At 71.5% G+C, this 14,157-nt stretch carries 13 protein-coding genes; 6 read left to right on the top strand and 7 right to left on the bottom strand.

Annotation, left to right across the window (positions count from 1 at the left end; all coding sequences use genetic code 11):
• Positions 1-26: 26 nt before the first annotated feature.
• On the bottom strand, positions 27-1,880 hold the full coding sequence (locus K415_RS0108450; protein ID WP_029663424.1) for a bifunctional UDP-sugar hydrolase/5'-nucleotidase: 1,854 nt from the start codon (positions 1,878-1,880) through the stop codon (positions 27-29).
• A 254-nt stretch (positions 1,881-2,134) separates the two neighbouring features.
• Between K415_RS0108450 and K415_RS0108440 the strand changes: the two genes are divergently transcribed.
• The 3 genes from K415_RS0108440 to K415_RS22690 are packed head-to-tail and all read left to right on the top strand — an operon-like array spanning position 2,135 to position 4,418.
• On the top strand, positions 2,135-2,860 hold the full coding sequence (locus K415_RS0108440) for a response regulator transcription factor (protein ID WP_369795207.1): 726 nt from the start codon (positions 2,135-2,137) through the stop codon (positions 2,858-2,860).
• Positions 2,857-3,918, top strand: coding sequence for a sensor histidine kinase KdpD (locus K415_RS0108435; RefSeq protein WP_051480466.1), 1,062 nt, complete (start codon positions 2,857-2,859; stop codon positions 3,916-3,918). Before K415_RS0108440 ends, K415_RS0108435 begins: the two co-directional genes overlap by 4 nt.
• On the top strand, positions 3,915-4,418 hold the full coding sequence (locus K415_RS22690) for a DUF3060 domain-containing protein (RefSeq protein WP_051480464.1): 504 nt from the start codon (positions 3,915-3,917) through the stop codon (positions 4,416-4,418). Before K415_RS0108435 ends, K415_RS22690 begins: the two co-directional genes overlap by 4 nt.
• Positions 4,419-4,443: 25 nt before the next feature.
• Here the strand turns inward: K415_RS22690 and K415_RS25005 are convergent, their stop codons facing one another.
• Positions 4,444-5,478: an OmpA family protein gene (locus tag K415_RS25005; RefSeq protein WP_304412747.1), complete on the bottom strand. Its 1,035-nt coding sequence runs from the start codon at positions 5,476-5,478 to the stop codon at positions 4,444-4,446.
• 505 nt (positions 5,479-5,983) lie between these two features.
• Between K415_RS25005 and K415_RS0108420 the strand changes: the two genes are divergently transcribed.
• A complete protein-coding gene (locus K415_RS0108420; RefSeq protein WP_024286631.1) occupies positions 5,984-6,292 on the top strand; it encodes a DUF4190 domain-containing protein in 309 nt (102 codons plus the stop codon).
• Here K415_RS0108420 and K415_RS22685 read toward each other — a convergent pair.
• Both K415_RS22685 and K415_RS0108410 read right to left on the bottom strand, forming a co-directional pair.
• Positions 6,285-7,937 (bottom strand): ABC transporter permease, encoded by a 1,653-nt coding sequence (locus tag K415_RS22685; RefSeq protein WP_024286630.1) that lies wholly within the window; start codon positions 7,935-7,937, stop codon positions 6,285-6,287. The genes K415_RS0108420 and K415_RS22685 overlap by 8 nt on opposite strands.
• Complete coding sequence (locus tag K415_RS0108410; protein WP_024286629.1) at positions 7,934-8,863, bottom strand: ABC transporter ATP-binding protein; 930 nt, start codon at positions 8,861-8,863, stop codon at positions 7,934-7,936. Before K415_RS0108410 ends, K415_RS22685 begins: the two co-directional genes overlap by 4 nt.
• 229 nt (positions 8,864-9,092) lie before the next feature.
• On the opposite strand from K415_RS0108410, the gene K415_RS0108405 reads away from it, so the two are divergent.
• A complete protein-coding gene (locus tag K415_RS0108405; protein WP_024286628.1) occupies positions 9,093-9,875 on the top strand; it encodes a class I SAM-dependent methyltransferase in 783 nt (260 codons plus the stop codon).
• A 178-nt stretch (positions 9,876-10,053) separates the two neighbouring features.
• Here K415_RS0108405 and K415_RS0108400 read toward each other — a convergent pair whose 3' ends face one another.
• The 3 genes from K415_RS0108400 to K415_RS0108390 form a co-directional block, all read right to left on the bottom strand.
• Positions 10,054-10,560 carry a ClbS/DfsB family four-helix bundle protein gene (locus K415_RS0108400; RefSeq protein ID WP_024286627.1) on the bottom strand — a complete coding sequence of 169 codons (507 nt, stop codon included), beginning with the start codon at positions 10,558-10,560 and terminating at the stop codon, positions 10,054-10,056.
• A gap of 134 nt (positions 10,561-10,694) precedes the next feature.
• The gene (locus tag K415_RS0108395) at positions 10,695-11,807 is read right to left on the bottom strand and encodes a hypothetical protein (protein ID WP_024286626.1); all 1,113 of its coding nucleotides are present in this window, start codon (positions 11,805-11,807) and stop codon (positions 10,695-10,697) included.
• 132 nt (positions 11,808-11,939) lie between these two features.
• Positions 11,940-12,677 (bottom strand): FadR/GntR family transcriptional regulator, encoded by a 738-nt coding sequence (locus K415_RS0108390; protein ID WP_024286625.1) that lies wholly within the window; start codon positions 12,675-12,677, stop codon positions 11,940-11,942.
• Between the two features lie 193 nt (positions 12,678-12,870).
• Here K415_RS0108390 and K415_RS0108385 point away from each other — a divergent pair, with 193 nt between their 5' ends.
• A complete protein-coding gene (locus K415_RS0108385) occupies positions 12,871-14,154 on the top strand; it encodes a sugar ABC transporter substrate-binding protein (RefSeq protein ID WP_231494856.1) in 1,284 nt (427 codons plus the stop codon).
• The last annotated feature ends 3 nt before the right edge of the window (positions 14,155-14,157 follow it).

Below are 14,157 nucleotides of genomic sequence, written 5' to 3'. Positions count from 1 at the left end.
GGGTCCTGCTCGTCGCGCCCCGAGCGCTACGGCGTGATCGTCAGCGGCACGCCGCCGAAGGTCAGCTGCCAGTCCGGGTTGGTCTTCGTGAAGGTCGACGGGTCGACGACCTGCTCAGCCGTGACCCAGTCGATGAGCAGCTGCCGGATCTCCATCTGCCGGTTGTACACGACAGGTGCCGTCGTGACGCCCGGGAAGTTGCCTCCCCCGGACTGCCGGTAGTTGTTGATCGCCACGACGAACTCCTGGCCGTCCGCCACCGGCACGCCGCCGTAGGCGAGGTCGGTGATCCGCGCCCCGGCCGCCTGCGACAGGTCGATGCCGTAGGTCAACGGCTGGTCGAGCCCGCCCATGACGTCGTAGTTGTAGTCCGGCGTGCCGTTCGGCGCCGTGGCCGTCGGTGCGTTGGTCACGTCGGTCGAGGCGTAGCTGCCGGCCGCGGGGACCTGCTTGAAGTACTCGGCCGACTTCTCGAGGTACGCCCTGACCTGGGCACCGGTGAGCTTGATGCCCAGCAGCGTGTTGTCGTAGATGTACAGACCTGCGATGTCCCGCACCGAGACGTCGCCGGCGGGGATCGCCGCGTCCCGGTTGAACGGCGCCGCGATCGACAGCACCGGCAGAGCGGCGTCGGCGCCGGTCAGGTTCGCCTGGACCTCCCGGGCCTGGACGTAGTTGATGAAGTCGAGCGCCGCCGTGTCCTCGTACCGGGCGGTCGCTGCCGACATCGGCTCCGTCGCCGTGCCGATCACGCTGTTCACGTAGCTGACGACCGTGTCGTGCTGCGCGGACAGCAGGTTCACGATCTCCGGGTCCTCCGTGACGGTGTTGGCGTTCAGGACGCTCGCGTCGACCGAGTCGACGGTCCACCTGCCACGCGCGTACGACAGGTCGAGGTCGAAGACCGACAGCCGCTCGCCCCACCGCAGCGGTTCGGAGAGCACGACCTCCTTGCCGGTGGTCTGGTTGGTGACGATGCGCTCGGCGATCTCCTTGTGGGCGTGCCCGACGAGGATCGCGTCGATACCCGGCACCTGCTCGGCGACCAGGGTGGCGGCGTTCTCCGGGAACGGCAGCGTGTCGCCGTACGACGACGACGTGTCGGCACCCGAGTGCGCAGCGACGATGACGACGTCGGCACCGGCCGCACGCATCTTCGGGACCCAGACCTGTGCCTGCTCGACCAGGCCGGGGAAGCTCATCTGGCCCTCGACGTTGGCCTTGTCCCAGATCGCGATCCCGGGGTTCGTCAGGCCGAGGATGCCGACGCGGACCGGCTTGCCACGCTCCGGTCGCACCGTCTCGATGACGTACGGCTTGAACGCCGGTCGCCCTGTCGCGTCGTCGATCGCGTTCGCGCCGAGCAGCGGGAAGTCCAGCTGCGACTCGTAGGCGCGCAGCAGCGGGATGCCGTAGTTGAACTCGTGGTTGCCCAGCGCAGCGGCGTCGTAGCCGATGGCGTTCATCGCGGCGGCCATCGGGTGGATGCTGCCCGAGGTGATCGGATCGATCTTGGCGTAGTAGTAGGCCAGCGGCGTGCCCTGGATCGTGTCGCCGGCGTCGATCAGCAGCGTGTTGCGGTCACCGCGGTCCGCGCGGACCTGGTCGACCAGGGTCGAGATCTTGGCCAGACCCACGTCGTTGTGGGCGCTGTCGTCGTACTCGGCGTTCCTGAAGTAGTCCCAGTTGAAGGCGTTGCCGTGCAGGTCCGTCGTGCCCATGATCGTGAGCTGGTAGGTACGCGGCTGACCGTGACCGTTGCCGCGCCCGTCGCCGTTGTCGTCGCCGGCCGCGGCCGGCAGCGCCGCCGCCGCGACGAGGACCGCGGCGGCGGCCATGGCGCCGAACGCTCGGGCTCGAGGTGCGATGCGAGTTCTCATGCGGGGATCCTCCCGGGATGTGAGATGTGCACCGGTGGGGTGCCCGCCCATGCTTGTCCCGACCTGACGGACCGGCAAGAGATGGCGGCGGTCGGGGAGACGACCGGTCGATGAACCCGGCCGCGCGTCAGGCGACCTTCGGCGTCCGCTCGCAGCCGGGCCGCAACCGAAGCCACCGGCCACCGGCGCCGTCGGTGCCGGTCCTGGCCGCAGGTCCCCACCCGCCGTGAGACCGCAAGGCTAGGATCAGCCGGGTGCTGACGCCCCCCCGTGCTGAGCGTCTGCTGCTGGTCGATGACGACCGCTCGATCACCGATGCCCTCGCGCCTCTGCTGCGCCGCGAGGGCTTCGACGTCACGGTCGCCGGTGACGGGGAGCGCGCACTCGCGGAGATCGCGGCCCGCGAACCCGACATCGTCGTGCTGGACGTCATGCTCCCCGGCATCGACGGCCGCGGGGTGCTGCGCGAGCTGCGGGTGGCCGGGCGTACTGTCCCGGTCGTCCTCCTGACCTCGGTCGGCGAGGCCGGCGAGCGGGCGCGGGCGCTCGACGAGGGCGCCGACGACTACCTCAACAAGCCGTTCGATCCGGGCGAGCTCGTCTCGCGCGTGCGGGCGATCCTGCGTCGCGTCGGCCGCGGCACCCCCAGCCTCACCGGCTCCGGCCGGCTGCGCGCCGAGGACCTGACCGTCGACCGGGTGGCGCGCCGTTTCTGGCTCGCCGGAACCGAGCTCGTGCTCACCCCGAAGGCCGCGGCCCTGCTCGACTTCCTGCTCACGCATCCGGACGAGCTGTTCACGCGCGAGCGCCTGCTCGAGGTCGTCTGGGGGTTCGAGCATCCCGTGGGGACCCGGGCCGTCGATCACCGGGTCGCCGAGCTGCGCCGCGTCCTTGCCGACGACGCCACGGCGCCGCGGTGGATCGATACCGTGCCGGGGACCGGATACCGGTTCCGGGCAGTGGTGGAGATCGCGCCGTGAGCGGGCTCACGAGCGGTCCGGGCCCCTCGGTCGCGCGGTCCGGCGCGGTGCTCGCACCTGTTGCGGGTGGTCTGGTGCTCGCGGCGCTCTGGTGGCTGTGGGGCCCGTCCGTTCGGGTCACCGCGTCGGCCTCACCCGCACTGCTGCTCGCGGAGGCGGGCGTGGTCACGGGCGTCGTCGTCGCCCTGGTGCGCCGCGCTCGGCGACGGGCCGACGACGCACGCCGCCACCAGGCCGACGAGAGCGAGCGGGTGCGGGCCCGGGCGCAGGCCGACGCCGAGCAGCGCGTGCACGCCGAGCAGCTGCGACTGCTGAGCCGGCTGGATCACGAGCTGAAGAACCCGCTGATGGCGATGCGGCTCGGCCTGGCGAACCTGCGCGCCGACGGCAGCGACGACGCGCTCGCGCTCGTCGAGCAGCAGGCAGCACGCATCGGGGCGCTGCTGAACGACCTGCGCAAGGTCACCGACGTCGAGCGGCTGGCGCTGGACGTCGAGGACGTCGACCTGGCAGCCGTCCTTGACGAGGTCCGCGCGTCGGTCGCCGGACGCCCGGGCGCCGCCGAGCGGACCTGGGTGCTCGTCGTTCCTCAAGCACCGTGGCCCGTCCCGCGCCTGCGGGCCGATGCCGACCTGCTGTTCCTCGCACTGCACAACCTGGCCGACAACGCCCTGAAGTACTCCCGCCCCGGGGACCGCATCGAGCTGCGCGTCGCGGAGGAGTCGGACACCCATGTCGTCGTGGAGGTCGCCGACACCGGGGCGGGCATCCCTGCCGACGAGGTCGAGGCCGTCTGGGAGGAGCTCGCCCGCGCCTCGACCTCGCGCGGGGTACCCGGCACGGGGCTCGGCCTGCCGTTGGTCCGGACGATCGTGCGCCGGCACGGTGGCCGGGCCGAGCTGCGCTCCCGCGAGGGGCACGGGACCGTGGTGCGCCTGCGGCTGCCGGTCGCCGGACCGCCCGCACCGTCCGCCCGACCACCCGCGCCCGAGCCGTCCGCACGACCACCCAGACCCGAGCCCGTCGCCATTCAACGACCACCAAGGAGCACGACGTGAGACGTCGAGCCACGCCCGGGCACCGATCGGCCGCCGTCGCCCTGACCGCACTGCTCCTGCTGCCCGGGCTCACCGGATGCTCGGCCGGGATCGAACCTGCGGAGGCCGCCGGATCGGCACCGACGAGCGACGGCAAGGTTCCCGCCGACGACCCGACGCCGGGCCCCCACGCACGACCCGCGGACACGTCCGGCCCGCCGACCGACGACTCGGCTCCGTACATCAGCTCGACGTGTCAGGACGACGACCTCGATGTCACCCAGGACGATGCGACAGTCCTCATGGACGGTCAGTGCGCGACAGTCACCATCATGGCGTCGGGTGCCTATCTCAGCCTGGACGACGCCAGGTCGGTCGTGGTGATCGGCGACGGGAACACCATCCTGGCGGGCGCGGTCGGCCAGGTCACCGTGAGCGGTTCCGACAACTACCTCTCGCTCGACACCGTCAAGGGCGCCGTCACCGACGAGGGCGCGGGCAACACGGTCCTGACGTCCTGACCGTGTCACCCGCGCCGCGGATGGGTCAGACCGGGGGGATCAGGATCTCGACCCGGCGGTTGAGCTGGCGTCCGGCCGGGTTGTCCACCCCGCCGATCTCGTTGGCTGCCACCGGCAGGGTCTCGCCGAACCCGACGGCCTCGAGCGGCGCCCCGACCCCACGTCCGACCAGGGCGTCGACCACCGAGTCCGCGCGCCGCTGGGACAACGCCAGGTTGAACGCGTCGTCACTGACCGAGTCGGTGTGCCCCTCGACGGTCACGGTCGAGGTCCGGGCGAGCGGACCCCCCAGGGCCTCGGCGACGGCGTCCAGGACCGCACCCGCCTCAGGCCGCAGCTCGGCCGAGCCGAAGTCGAACAAGACCCCACCGGGCAGCGTCACGAGGGTGCCGCACGACGGCGCAAGCGGCTGCAGCGCGGCCAGCGGCGGGGACGCCCCCAGGCGCGGCAGCGGCGGCAGCGGCTCCATCGCGGTCGCGACGCCGTTCACCGTCCCGGTCCCGTCGCCGTTGTTCCGCATCGACACGCGGCCGGTGATGTAGCTGCCCGAACCATCACCGTAATTCCAGATCGACGCGCTGCCGTCAACATAGCTGCCCGACCCATCACCGTAGTTCCAGATCGACGCGCTGCCGTCAATATGGCTCCCGGAACCGTCACCATAGATCCAGATCGACACATCGCCGTCGATGTAGCTGCCGGAACCGTCTCCGTAGTTCCAGATCGACATATTGCCGTCGATGTAGCTTCCCGAACCGTCGCCGTAGTTCCACGTCGAGCTATCGCCGTCGATGTCGGAGCCCGAACCGTCACCGTAGTTCCACGTCGACTCGTTGCCGTCCGCACCGAAGTACGAGCCGGACCCGTCGCCGTAGAGCACGGTGGCGTCGTCGCGCACGAGATTGCCCTGGGCGTCACAGCGGGCTGGGACCACCGTCAGCCCGGACAGGTCCACGTCGGTCAGGTCGACCAGGTCCGCGACGGCGGCGTCGAGCGAGGCCGTGAGGCCCTGCTGGGCGTCGTCGAGCGCGGCCAGGTCAGGGATCTCGATCAACGGCACCGGGGGGACCTGCACCGGCTCCTGGGCCCCGACCGCGTCGACCGAGGGGGCCGCGGTCGCGTCCCCCGCCGCGGAACGGGTGGGCCGGGGCGACGGATCCGCAGGCGCCGGATCAGCCGGCGACGGCGCGGACCTGCCGGACGGCGGCGGCTCCTTGGTGCTCACCCCGACGCCGCAGGCCGCGATCAGACCGACCACCAGAGCAAGGCACATGGCGACCGGCACCGTACCTCTGAGCACGCGGACGGGGGCAGGACGTGGGCGCAGATGGGACATCCGGGACTCCTCAGAGGTCTCGCCAGGGCTTGCGTCGCTGGCTCGGTCGGTGACTCGGCTGGCAGCTCGGCCGGTGTGGCGCAGATCGCTGCGAGCACGACCGTAGTGACCGGCGGGCCCCCGGTCGTCGCAGCGTCGTCGCAGCTCAGCGACCTGTGTCGCAGAGCTGCGACCAGCCTGCGACACCGCTGCGACCCGTGGGCCGCACCGACTGCCTAGCGTCGACGTCATGAGCAACCCGCCGCTGTCCCAGCCAGGCACGCCCGCCTACCCGGCCCAGTTCCCGCCCGCCTACCAGGTCCTGGCACCCCGGACGAACGGCCTGGCCGTCACGGCGCTCGTCACGTCGCTGCTCGGGTTCTCGCTGGTCCCGGTGATCTGCGGCCACATCGCACTGCGCCAGATCAGGGCCCGTGGCGAGGCGGGCGAGGCGCTCGCGATCGTCGGCCTCGTGCTCGGCTACCTCGAGCTGGTCGCCACGGTGGCGATCATCGCGATCATGATCGGCGCCGCAACCCTGCCCGTCTTCCTCACCTGACGGGTGCCCGCCCGACAGATCGCCGCCGCCGGCTCGGCTCGAGGTCGACCCAGCTGAACCGCCAGGCCACGACGACCAGCCCGACGACCGTCCAGGCCAGCAGCGCCCCGAGGTGGTCCCAGGACAGGCCCGAGCCGACGACGTCGTTCGCCGCGGCCGTGGTCATCGCACCCGTGGCGTGCCGCAGCGGGAAGAACCACGAGATGCGGTCGAGCAGCGGTGGGAAGTCGGCGCCGTAGACGAAGACGTCGGAGATGAAGCACAGCGGCAGGAGCGTGCCGAGGGTGACGCCGATGACCGCCTCCGCGGACCGGATCAGGGACATGACCGCGAGCCCGAGCACCGCGAAGCAGGTCGTCGCGAGCAGGAAGGTCAGGAGTGCGCCCGGCCACGCCGGTGGGATGCCGGTGCCGTACATGAGCCCGGCGACCAGGTACATCGCGACCAGGGTCAGCACGGCGACCACCAGCGTCCCGGCCACCCGCCCGACCAGCAGCGCCCAGGCCGGCAGCGGCGAGCCGTGCACGCGTTTGAGCACGCCACGGTCGCGGGCCTCGGCCAGACCCTGCGGCATGTTGACGTAGGCCGTCACCGCCGCGCCGTAGACCGCCATCGTCGCGGCGAAGAACCCGCCGAGCAGCTGGCCGTTGTCGAGCACGACGTCCCCGCCGCCGTTGACCGTCGGGATGATCGCCACCAGCAGGACGGGGAAGATCACGGCGAAGAAGACCGAGGAGGCGTCCCGCCACAGCACCGTGCTGGTGTGCTTGACCTGGCCACCCATCAGGGCCAGCGCCGACGGCGACGCGGTGCGGCGAGGTGCGGCGTCCGCCGCCGGGGTCCGACGAGCCGATGCGCGCGCCGTCGTCGTCACCCGGTCGCGCTCCCGCCGCAGTCCCCAGGCGGCGACGAGCGCACCGGCCACACCCCACGCGACGATCACGGCAAGGTGGTCGAGCTGGAACCCGTTGCCGGTGAGGTACGGGTTGAGCGCGTCGGCGAAGACGTTGACCAGGTGCTTGAGCGGGAAGAGCCAGCCGACCGTCGACATCCAGCCCGGCATCTCGCCGCCGAACAGGAAGATGTCCGAGAAGAAGGAGATCGGGATGACGATCCCGTTGGTCACCGCGAGGGTCGCCTGCGGCGTCGGCAGGAGGACCGCGAGCGCGAGCCCGAGGGCGCTGAACGTCACCGCCGAGAGCACGAGGGTCACGACGACGGCGAGGATCGAACGGCTGAAGAGCTGGACGTCGTAGAGCACCACACCGGCCGTGACGACGACCGCGGTGGCGAGCACGCCGAGGAGCAGCGCGGCGCCGATCCGCCCGCCGAGCAGCGCCCAGCGCGGCAGCGGGGTGCCGTTCTGCCGCTTGAGCACACCCGTGCTGCGGGCCTCGGCGAAGCCCACGGCGAGGAACGAGAAGGTGGCCATGACCACACCGAAGGAGGCGAATCCCGGGGCGAGGAACTGGGCGAGCCGGACGCCGTTGCGCTCGTCGAGGGTCTGGTTGCCGACCAGCGCGGCGATCAGGACGAAGAAGAGCAGCGGGAACCCGATGCTCAGGATCATCGTGATCGGGGTCCGCCTCAGCATCGCCAGCTCGTGCCCGACCTGACGCAGGAGGATGCCGGCGTCGCGATTCATGCGCCGACCTGCGCCTCGTCCTGGTCGACCTGCTCCTCGACCAGGTCGAGGTAGACGTCCTCGAGGCTGGGCCGCGCGAGCGAGAGGCTCTCGAGCTCGACGCCGCGGCCGACCGCCCAGGCGGCGAGGGTGTTGACGTCGGCCGTCGCGGACCGGGTCCGCACCTCCACCAGGTTGCCCGCCAGGCGCAGGTCCTCGCCGATGACCGGGAGGTCGTCCGCCACGACGCTCTGCGGCAGCCGGAACGAGATCACCGTCGCGAGCCCGGAGGACGACGCGAGCTGCTCCGGCGTGCCCTGCGCGACGATCCGGCCGTGGTCGATCACCACGACGCGGTCGGCCAGGTGCTCGGCCTCGTCGAGGTAGTGCGTGGTCAGCAGGATGGTGGCGCCGAGGTCACGGAGCCGGTCGACGAGCTCCCACGCCTTGCGCCGCGCCGACGGGTCGAAACCCGTGGTCGGCTCGTCGAGGAAGAGCATCTCGGGGTCGCCGACGATGCCCAGGGCGAGGTCGAGCCGTCGGCGCTGGCCACCGGACAGGGTCCTGACCCGCGCGTCGGCCTTCTCCTCGAGCCCGACGAGGCGGATCACGTCGTCGACGGCACGGGGGTGCGGGTAGTAGCCGGCGTGCAGCCGGATCAGCTCCCGCGGGCTGAACTGCTCCTCGAAGCCCGCCTCCTGGAGCACGACGCCGATCCGCTCGCGGTACCCGCGCCCGCCGGTCATCGGATCCATGCCGAGGACGGAGACGGTGCCCGCGTCGGCCTTGCGGTAGCCCTCGAGGATCTCGACGGTGGTCGTCTTGCCGGCGCCGTTCGGTCCGAGCAGGGCGATCACCTCGCCCTGCTCGATCGTCAGGTCGAGCCCGTCGACTGCTGCGAGCGTGCCGTAGCTCTTGCGCAGACCCTCCACGACGACGGTCGGCATCCGGCCACCCCTCCCGCTCCGGGCGATCGCGTCGCGCACGACGGCGTCGCGCCGCGGCGAGTCACCCGCCCCCGTTGTACCGCTCCGCACGGGTCGGGCGACAGGGCCCTCGGCCCTGCGGCGACGTCGGGTCGTCGCCCGCACCGCCGTGCGGATGCCGCGTGGCGGCGCAGGTGCCCGACAGCCCGCCGGCGTGGGCCCGAAGCGCGCCGGAGCGTACATTCGAGCGATGTCCTTCGACGTCGCAGCGGATGCCTACACGCGCTTCATGGGTCGGTACTCCGAGCCGCTGGCCGCGGAGTTCGCGGAGCTGGTCGGCGCACGGCCGGGCCTACGGGCGCTGGACGTCGGGTGCGGTCCCGGCGCGCTGACCGGACAGCTGGTGGACCGGCTCGGGGCGGACGCGGTCTCGGCCGTCGACCCGTCCGCGTCATTCGTGGCGGCGATCCGATCCCGCTTCCCCGGCGTGGACGTGCGGACCGGTGTCGCCGAGCGGCTTCCGTTTGCCGATGACACCTTCGACCTGGCGCTTGCCCAGCTCGTCGTGCACTTCATGTCCGACCCCGTCTCGGGCCTCTCCGAGATGGCTCGGGTGACACGCCCGGGCGGGACTGTCGCTGCGTGCGTGTGGGACCACGCCGGGGACGGCGGGCCGCTGAGCACCTTCTCGCGCGCGATGCGCGACGTCGACCCCGGTGCGAGCAGCGAGGCCGATCTCGCCGGCACTCGCCGGCACCACCTGGTGGAGCTGTGCGAGGCGGCCGGCCTGACCCGCATCGAGCCCACCTCGCTGACCGTCGTGGTGCCGTTCGCGACCTTCGCCGACTGGTGGGAACCCTTCACGCTGGGCGTCGGGCCGGCGGGAGCCTACGTCGCCGGGCTGGCCGGGGATGCGCGCGAGGCGCTGCGGACCCGCTGCTCCCAGCTCATGCCGGCGGCCCCGTTCGAGGTGGCCGGCTCGGCCTGGTGCGTGCGCGCCCGCGCCCAGGACCCTGGAACTGCTGTCGAGTGAGAGCTGGCGTCACCCGCATGGCGAAGACCCGCTGCGCAGGGGGCCGGCAACGGGTCTTCTGGTTGAGGATGGCACATCGTCGGCCCGATTCGGCAGTCCCCGCGCGGGTGAATCCGGCAGCCGGATCGTCGGGTTCCCCGATCGGCCTGCGGCGTCCCGGGCGCGAGCGGTGCGCCTCTCAGCCGAGCGTCTGTCGGTACCGCCGGATCTTCTTGGCCGCCCAGTCGTAGTGGCTCGACGTCGACGAGACCAGATAGGCACCGAGCGAGGTCGACCCGGTCCACGGGTAGCGCTTCTTCGTGAACAGCTCGGCGTCCGTGTGGCTCCGGATCAGCTCCTGCAGGCGGCCGTGGCTCGCCTCGAGGGCGGCCCGCGTCGTCGGCAGGTCCGAGGCCTGGCAGCGCTGCCAGATCTCGGCGTTGAGCGCAGGCAGGGTGGACCAGGTGTGACCGGGCGCGGGGATCGCCGGGTGTCGGCCGGCCATGCCCTCCTCGTACCAGCCGAGCATCATCAGGTGCCAGACGTGCAGGTGCCCGAGCACGTCACGCACCCGGCGGTCGCGGTCCTCGAAGCCGAACTCCCGGTCGAGCGCCTCGGGGGGCAGCCCGTCGACGAGCGCCAGGAGGGCCCGGTAGCGGCTCTCGCTCGCCGCGAGCAGCTCGTCCTTCGTCGTCGGACGCGGCATCGCGGGTCAGCTCCCTACCAGGTCGCGGGCGCGGACCGACCCGTTCTGATCTTGCGCTCTTCCGCGGGTGCGCACCAGTGCACGGTGCGGTCGGTCCCGCCGGCTCGTCCGGCTCGACCCGGAGGGTCCGCCGGTCACCGCGCGCCGCGCGGTGGGCGGGCCGTGCCGCTGCCGCCCTTGGAGCTGCCGAGCGCGGCGACGTCGATCTCCGCTGCCTCGTCCGCGAGGTCGTCCAGCCTCCGCAGGACCTGGTGCAGCCGGGCGGTGGCGAACGGCGAGGGGCGCTTCTTCTGGCCGAACGAGTACTCCTCGAAGCCGCGGTAGCAGGACTGCGGCGTGACGGTGCCGGCAGGCGCCATGTTGTACGCGACCAGGCACGCGACCAGCTCGGCCAGGGCCCGGCGGTCGGCCGGATCGGCGCCGGCTCCGCGCCACAGCGCCGGGTACCGGCCGAGCGTGTCCAGGACGCCGTGCACGTCGTACCAGGTCGTCGGCCACTTCACGATCTTGAAGCGGTAGCCGTGGCCGAACATGTACGGCTGCTCGTCGGCCCGGGCGCGCCAGGCGCGCAGGGACACCCGCGCGGCGTCGTGCACCTCGGCCGGGCGCTCGTCCGGCGGCACGTAGGACCAGGCCCGCAGCGCCTCGAGCGTCGCCTGCGGGCAGAAGTCGCCCTTGCGTCCCGGTCCGCGAAACCCGCGGACCTCGTCCGGCAGGCACGGCCAGCTGCGCCCCTGAGCGGTCGCGGCCAGGTCGCCGATCGTGGTCTGCAGGGCACGGGCGACGCGCGGGTCGGCGCCACGGCCGAGGCGCTGCAGCACCTCCGTGATCGCGTGGGTGTCGCACAGCAGCGAGGCCCAGGCAGCCACCGGGGTGACCCGGCTCTTGGCGATGGACGCGAACCTGCCGTCGGCGAGCTGATGACGGAGCATGGCGTCCAGCACGCGCTCGACCCGCTCGTCGTCGCCGGCCGCGACACCCATGTCCGCGAGCAGCCCGAGCAGGTTGGGCACGAAGGCCGGGCTCTGGTGCCCGCCCAGCTCGGCGGCCACCTCCCAGTCGGGCAGGCGTTCGAGCAGCGCCTGCGTCGCGGGGTCCGCCAGCATCGCCGCCCGCGCGTCCTCGGCGAGCTGCGCGTGGTCGACCCCGTCGACGCGTCGGCCGGCCAGGACCTGGGCGTGCACGATCCACCGCGCCGCCGGCTCGTCGGACGCGAGGACCCACGCGAGCACCTCGGCGCCGCCCACACCATCAGTGTCGCAGCGCGGGTCGCCCAGCGGACGGCACTCCGGCCCGGGACATGCAGACCAGGTCAGACGATCACAAGAGCCTGCGACGGATCCCGATGTGGATGCTCGGCCGGTCCACAGGCGAGGGCTTCACAGCGCGCCCTCATCACCCGCCCGAGCCCACAGGCTCTTCATCTCGTCCAGGGCCTGCTCCATGATCTGGTGCATCGCCGCCCGGGCACGCTCGCCGTCCCGCCGTTGGATGGCTTGCGCGACGTCGGCGTGCAGCCGCATGGCGTCTTCGTGCGGATGGTGCGGCATCAGACCGTGCTGGTGACGGCCGGTGAGGACCTCCGCGATGAGCTCGTGCAGCTTGAGGAACATCTCGTTGTCCGAGCTGGCGAGCACGAGGCGGTGGAACTCGATGTCAAGCCTGAGGAACTCCTCCTCGTCGTCGCCCTGCGCCGCCGCCCAGAGCTTCGCCGCTGTTCCGACGATGTCACTCGCGCGTTCCGGGGTCGCCCGCTCTGCAGCGAGGAAGGCGGCCGCGGGCTCCACGGCGCCGCGCAGCTCGGTGATCGAACGCAGCTGCCCGAGCCTGCCCACGGACGCCAGACGCCAGCGGATCACCTGCGGGTCGTACACGTTCCACTCGGAGGCGGCGAGGATGAGCGTGCCGACCTTGCGCCGCGACTCCACGAGGCCCATCGATGCAAGTACCCGCAGCGCTTCCCGGACCACAGACCGCGACACGCCGTAGCGCTCGATGAGGTCGTCGATCGAGAGGATCACCCCCGAAGCGAGGTCTCCGCCGCAGACGGCGAGGCCGATCTGGTCGAGAAGCTGGGCATGCAGCCCCGTCAGCGGTGTGGCACTCTCGGCGGCCACCGGTTCTCCCATCGTGGGTCTCACGCCGAGCGTCCTCGTCGGTGTGTCAGGGCACGCTAAAGCATACTCATACGCCATGGGTCTTGTATAAGTCCGATCATATGGCTAGCGTGTGGGCATTCGGCGGATGTAAGCGCTCCGTCGGCGGAGGCGGCCCAATGGCGGGACGCCCGCGACAGGATTGGAGACCGACGTGTTGCGACAGTCAGCGATCGGGACCTCACTGGCCATGGTGGCGGCCATGGGTCTGTCCGCCTGCGGCGGTGGGGAGGCAAGCACGGGGTCCACCACGGTGCAGGTGACCTTGGCCAACCACGTGTGGACCGACAACATCAAGGACGCCCTGCCCGAGTTCGAGGCAGAGACCGGCCTGACCGTCGAGCTGACCCAGCTCGGCGAGGACCAGCTCTCCGACCAGTACAACGTCAAGCTCAACGCCGGTACCAGCGACATCGACGTGATGATGTACCGGCCGCTCCAGGAGGGGAAGCTCTTCGCCGAGAACAACTACCTCGCAGACCTCACCGACGAGGTCAGCAGCAGTGCTGACTGGGAGTGGAGCGACTTCCAGGCCGGCCCGGTGGCCGCGACGACCTACGAGGACAAGGTGGTCGGCGTACCGATCATCACCGAGCAGGAGATCCTCTACTACCGCACCGACCTCCTCGAGCAGGCCGGCTACGCCAACCCGCCGCAGACGCTCGAGGAGCTCAAGGAGGCGGCCGCCACGATCCAGGCCGCGAACCCCGGCATCGCGGGCTTCGTCGCCCGCACCGCCAAGTCCGCGGCCGTGACCCAGTTCTCCAGCTTCCTCTACAGCTTCGGCGGTGACTTCGTCGACGAGGACGGGAACGCATCGATCAACACCCCCGAGGCCAAGGAGGCGTACGCCTACTACGGCGACCTGATCAGGGAGAACGGGCCGGAGAACGTGAGCACCGACATGGGCTGGCCTGAGGCCATGGCGATCTTCACGCAGGGCCAGGCCGCCTTCTACACGGAGGCGAGCTCCCTCTACAAGAACGCGACCGACCCGGTCAACTCCAAGGTGTCGGAGACGGTGGGCTTCGCGCCCTTCCCCGCTGGTCCAGCCGGCTCGAAGCCGTACAACATCCCGTCGTGGGCCCTCGGAGTGAACGAGTCCTCCGAGAATCAGGCCAACGCCTGGAAGTTCATCGAGTGGGCCACCAGCAAGGTGCAGACTCTCGAGAACCAGCAGGCCGGCGTTCCCGGCGGGCGCACCTCGGTGTGGGAGAACCCGGAGGCCACGGCCGACTACCCGGAGGACCTCGTCGCGGCGATCGCAGTCAGCACCGAACAGGGCGTCGGCCACGATCGTCCGCTCGTGGTGAAGGTCGCCGAAGCGCGGGAGATCGTCGGCCAGCCGCTCGTCGATGCCATCACAGGCAAGGATGCGGGCGCCTCGGCCGATACGGCGAACACGGCGTTCCAGGCCTTCCTGGACGACGCGAACTAGGCC

Origin of the sequence: Cellulomonas sp. KRMCY2 (assembly GCF_000526515.1) — a bacterium.
Taxonomy (GTDB): domain Bacteria; phylum Actinomycetota; class Actinomycetes; order Actinomycetales; family Cellulomonadaceae; genus Actinotalea.
The sequence above is the reverse complement of the archived record's forward strand: the minus strand, read 5'-3'. Positions and strand labels throughout refer to the sequence as shown.

Bases quoted from the DNA above. Each gene is read 5' to 3' on its own strand.
- K415_RS0108400 (WP_024286627.1), bottom strand. From the start codon at position 10,560: ATGCCGCGTCCGACGACGAAGGACGAGCTGCTCGCGGCGAGCGAGAGC.
- K415_RS0108420 (WP_024286631.1), top strand. From the start codon at position 5,984: ATGAGCAACCCGCCGCTGTCCCAGCCAGGCACGCCCGCCTACCCGGCC.
- K415_RS0108450 (WP_029663424.1), bottom strand. From the start codon at position 1,880: ATGAGAACTCGCATCGCACCTCGAGCCCGAGCGTTCGGCGCCATGGCC.
- K415_RS0108410 (WP_024286629.1), bottom strand. From the start codon at position 8,863: ATGCCGACCGTCGTCGTGGAGGGTCTGCGCAAGAGCTACGGCACGCTC.
- K415_RS22685 (WP_024286630.1), bottom strand. From the start codon at position 7,937: ATGAATCGCGACGCCGGCATCCTCCTGCGTCAGGTCGGGCACGAGCTG.
- K415_RS0108405 (WP_024286628.1), top strand. From the start codon at position 9,093: ATGTCCTTCGACGTCGCAGCGGATGCCTACACGCGCTTCATGGGTCGG.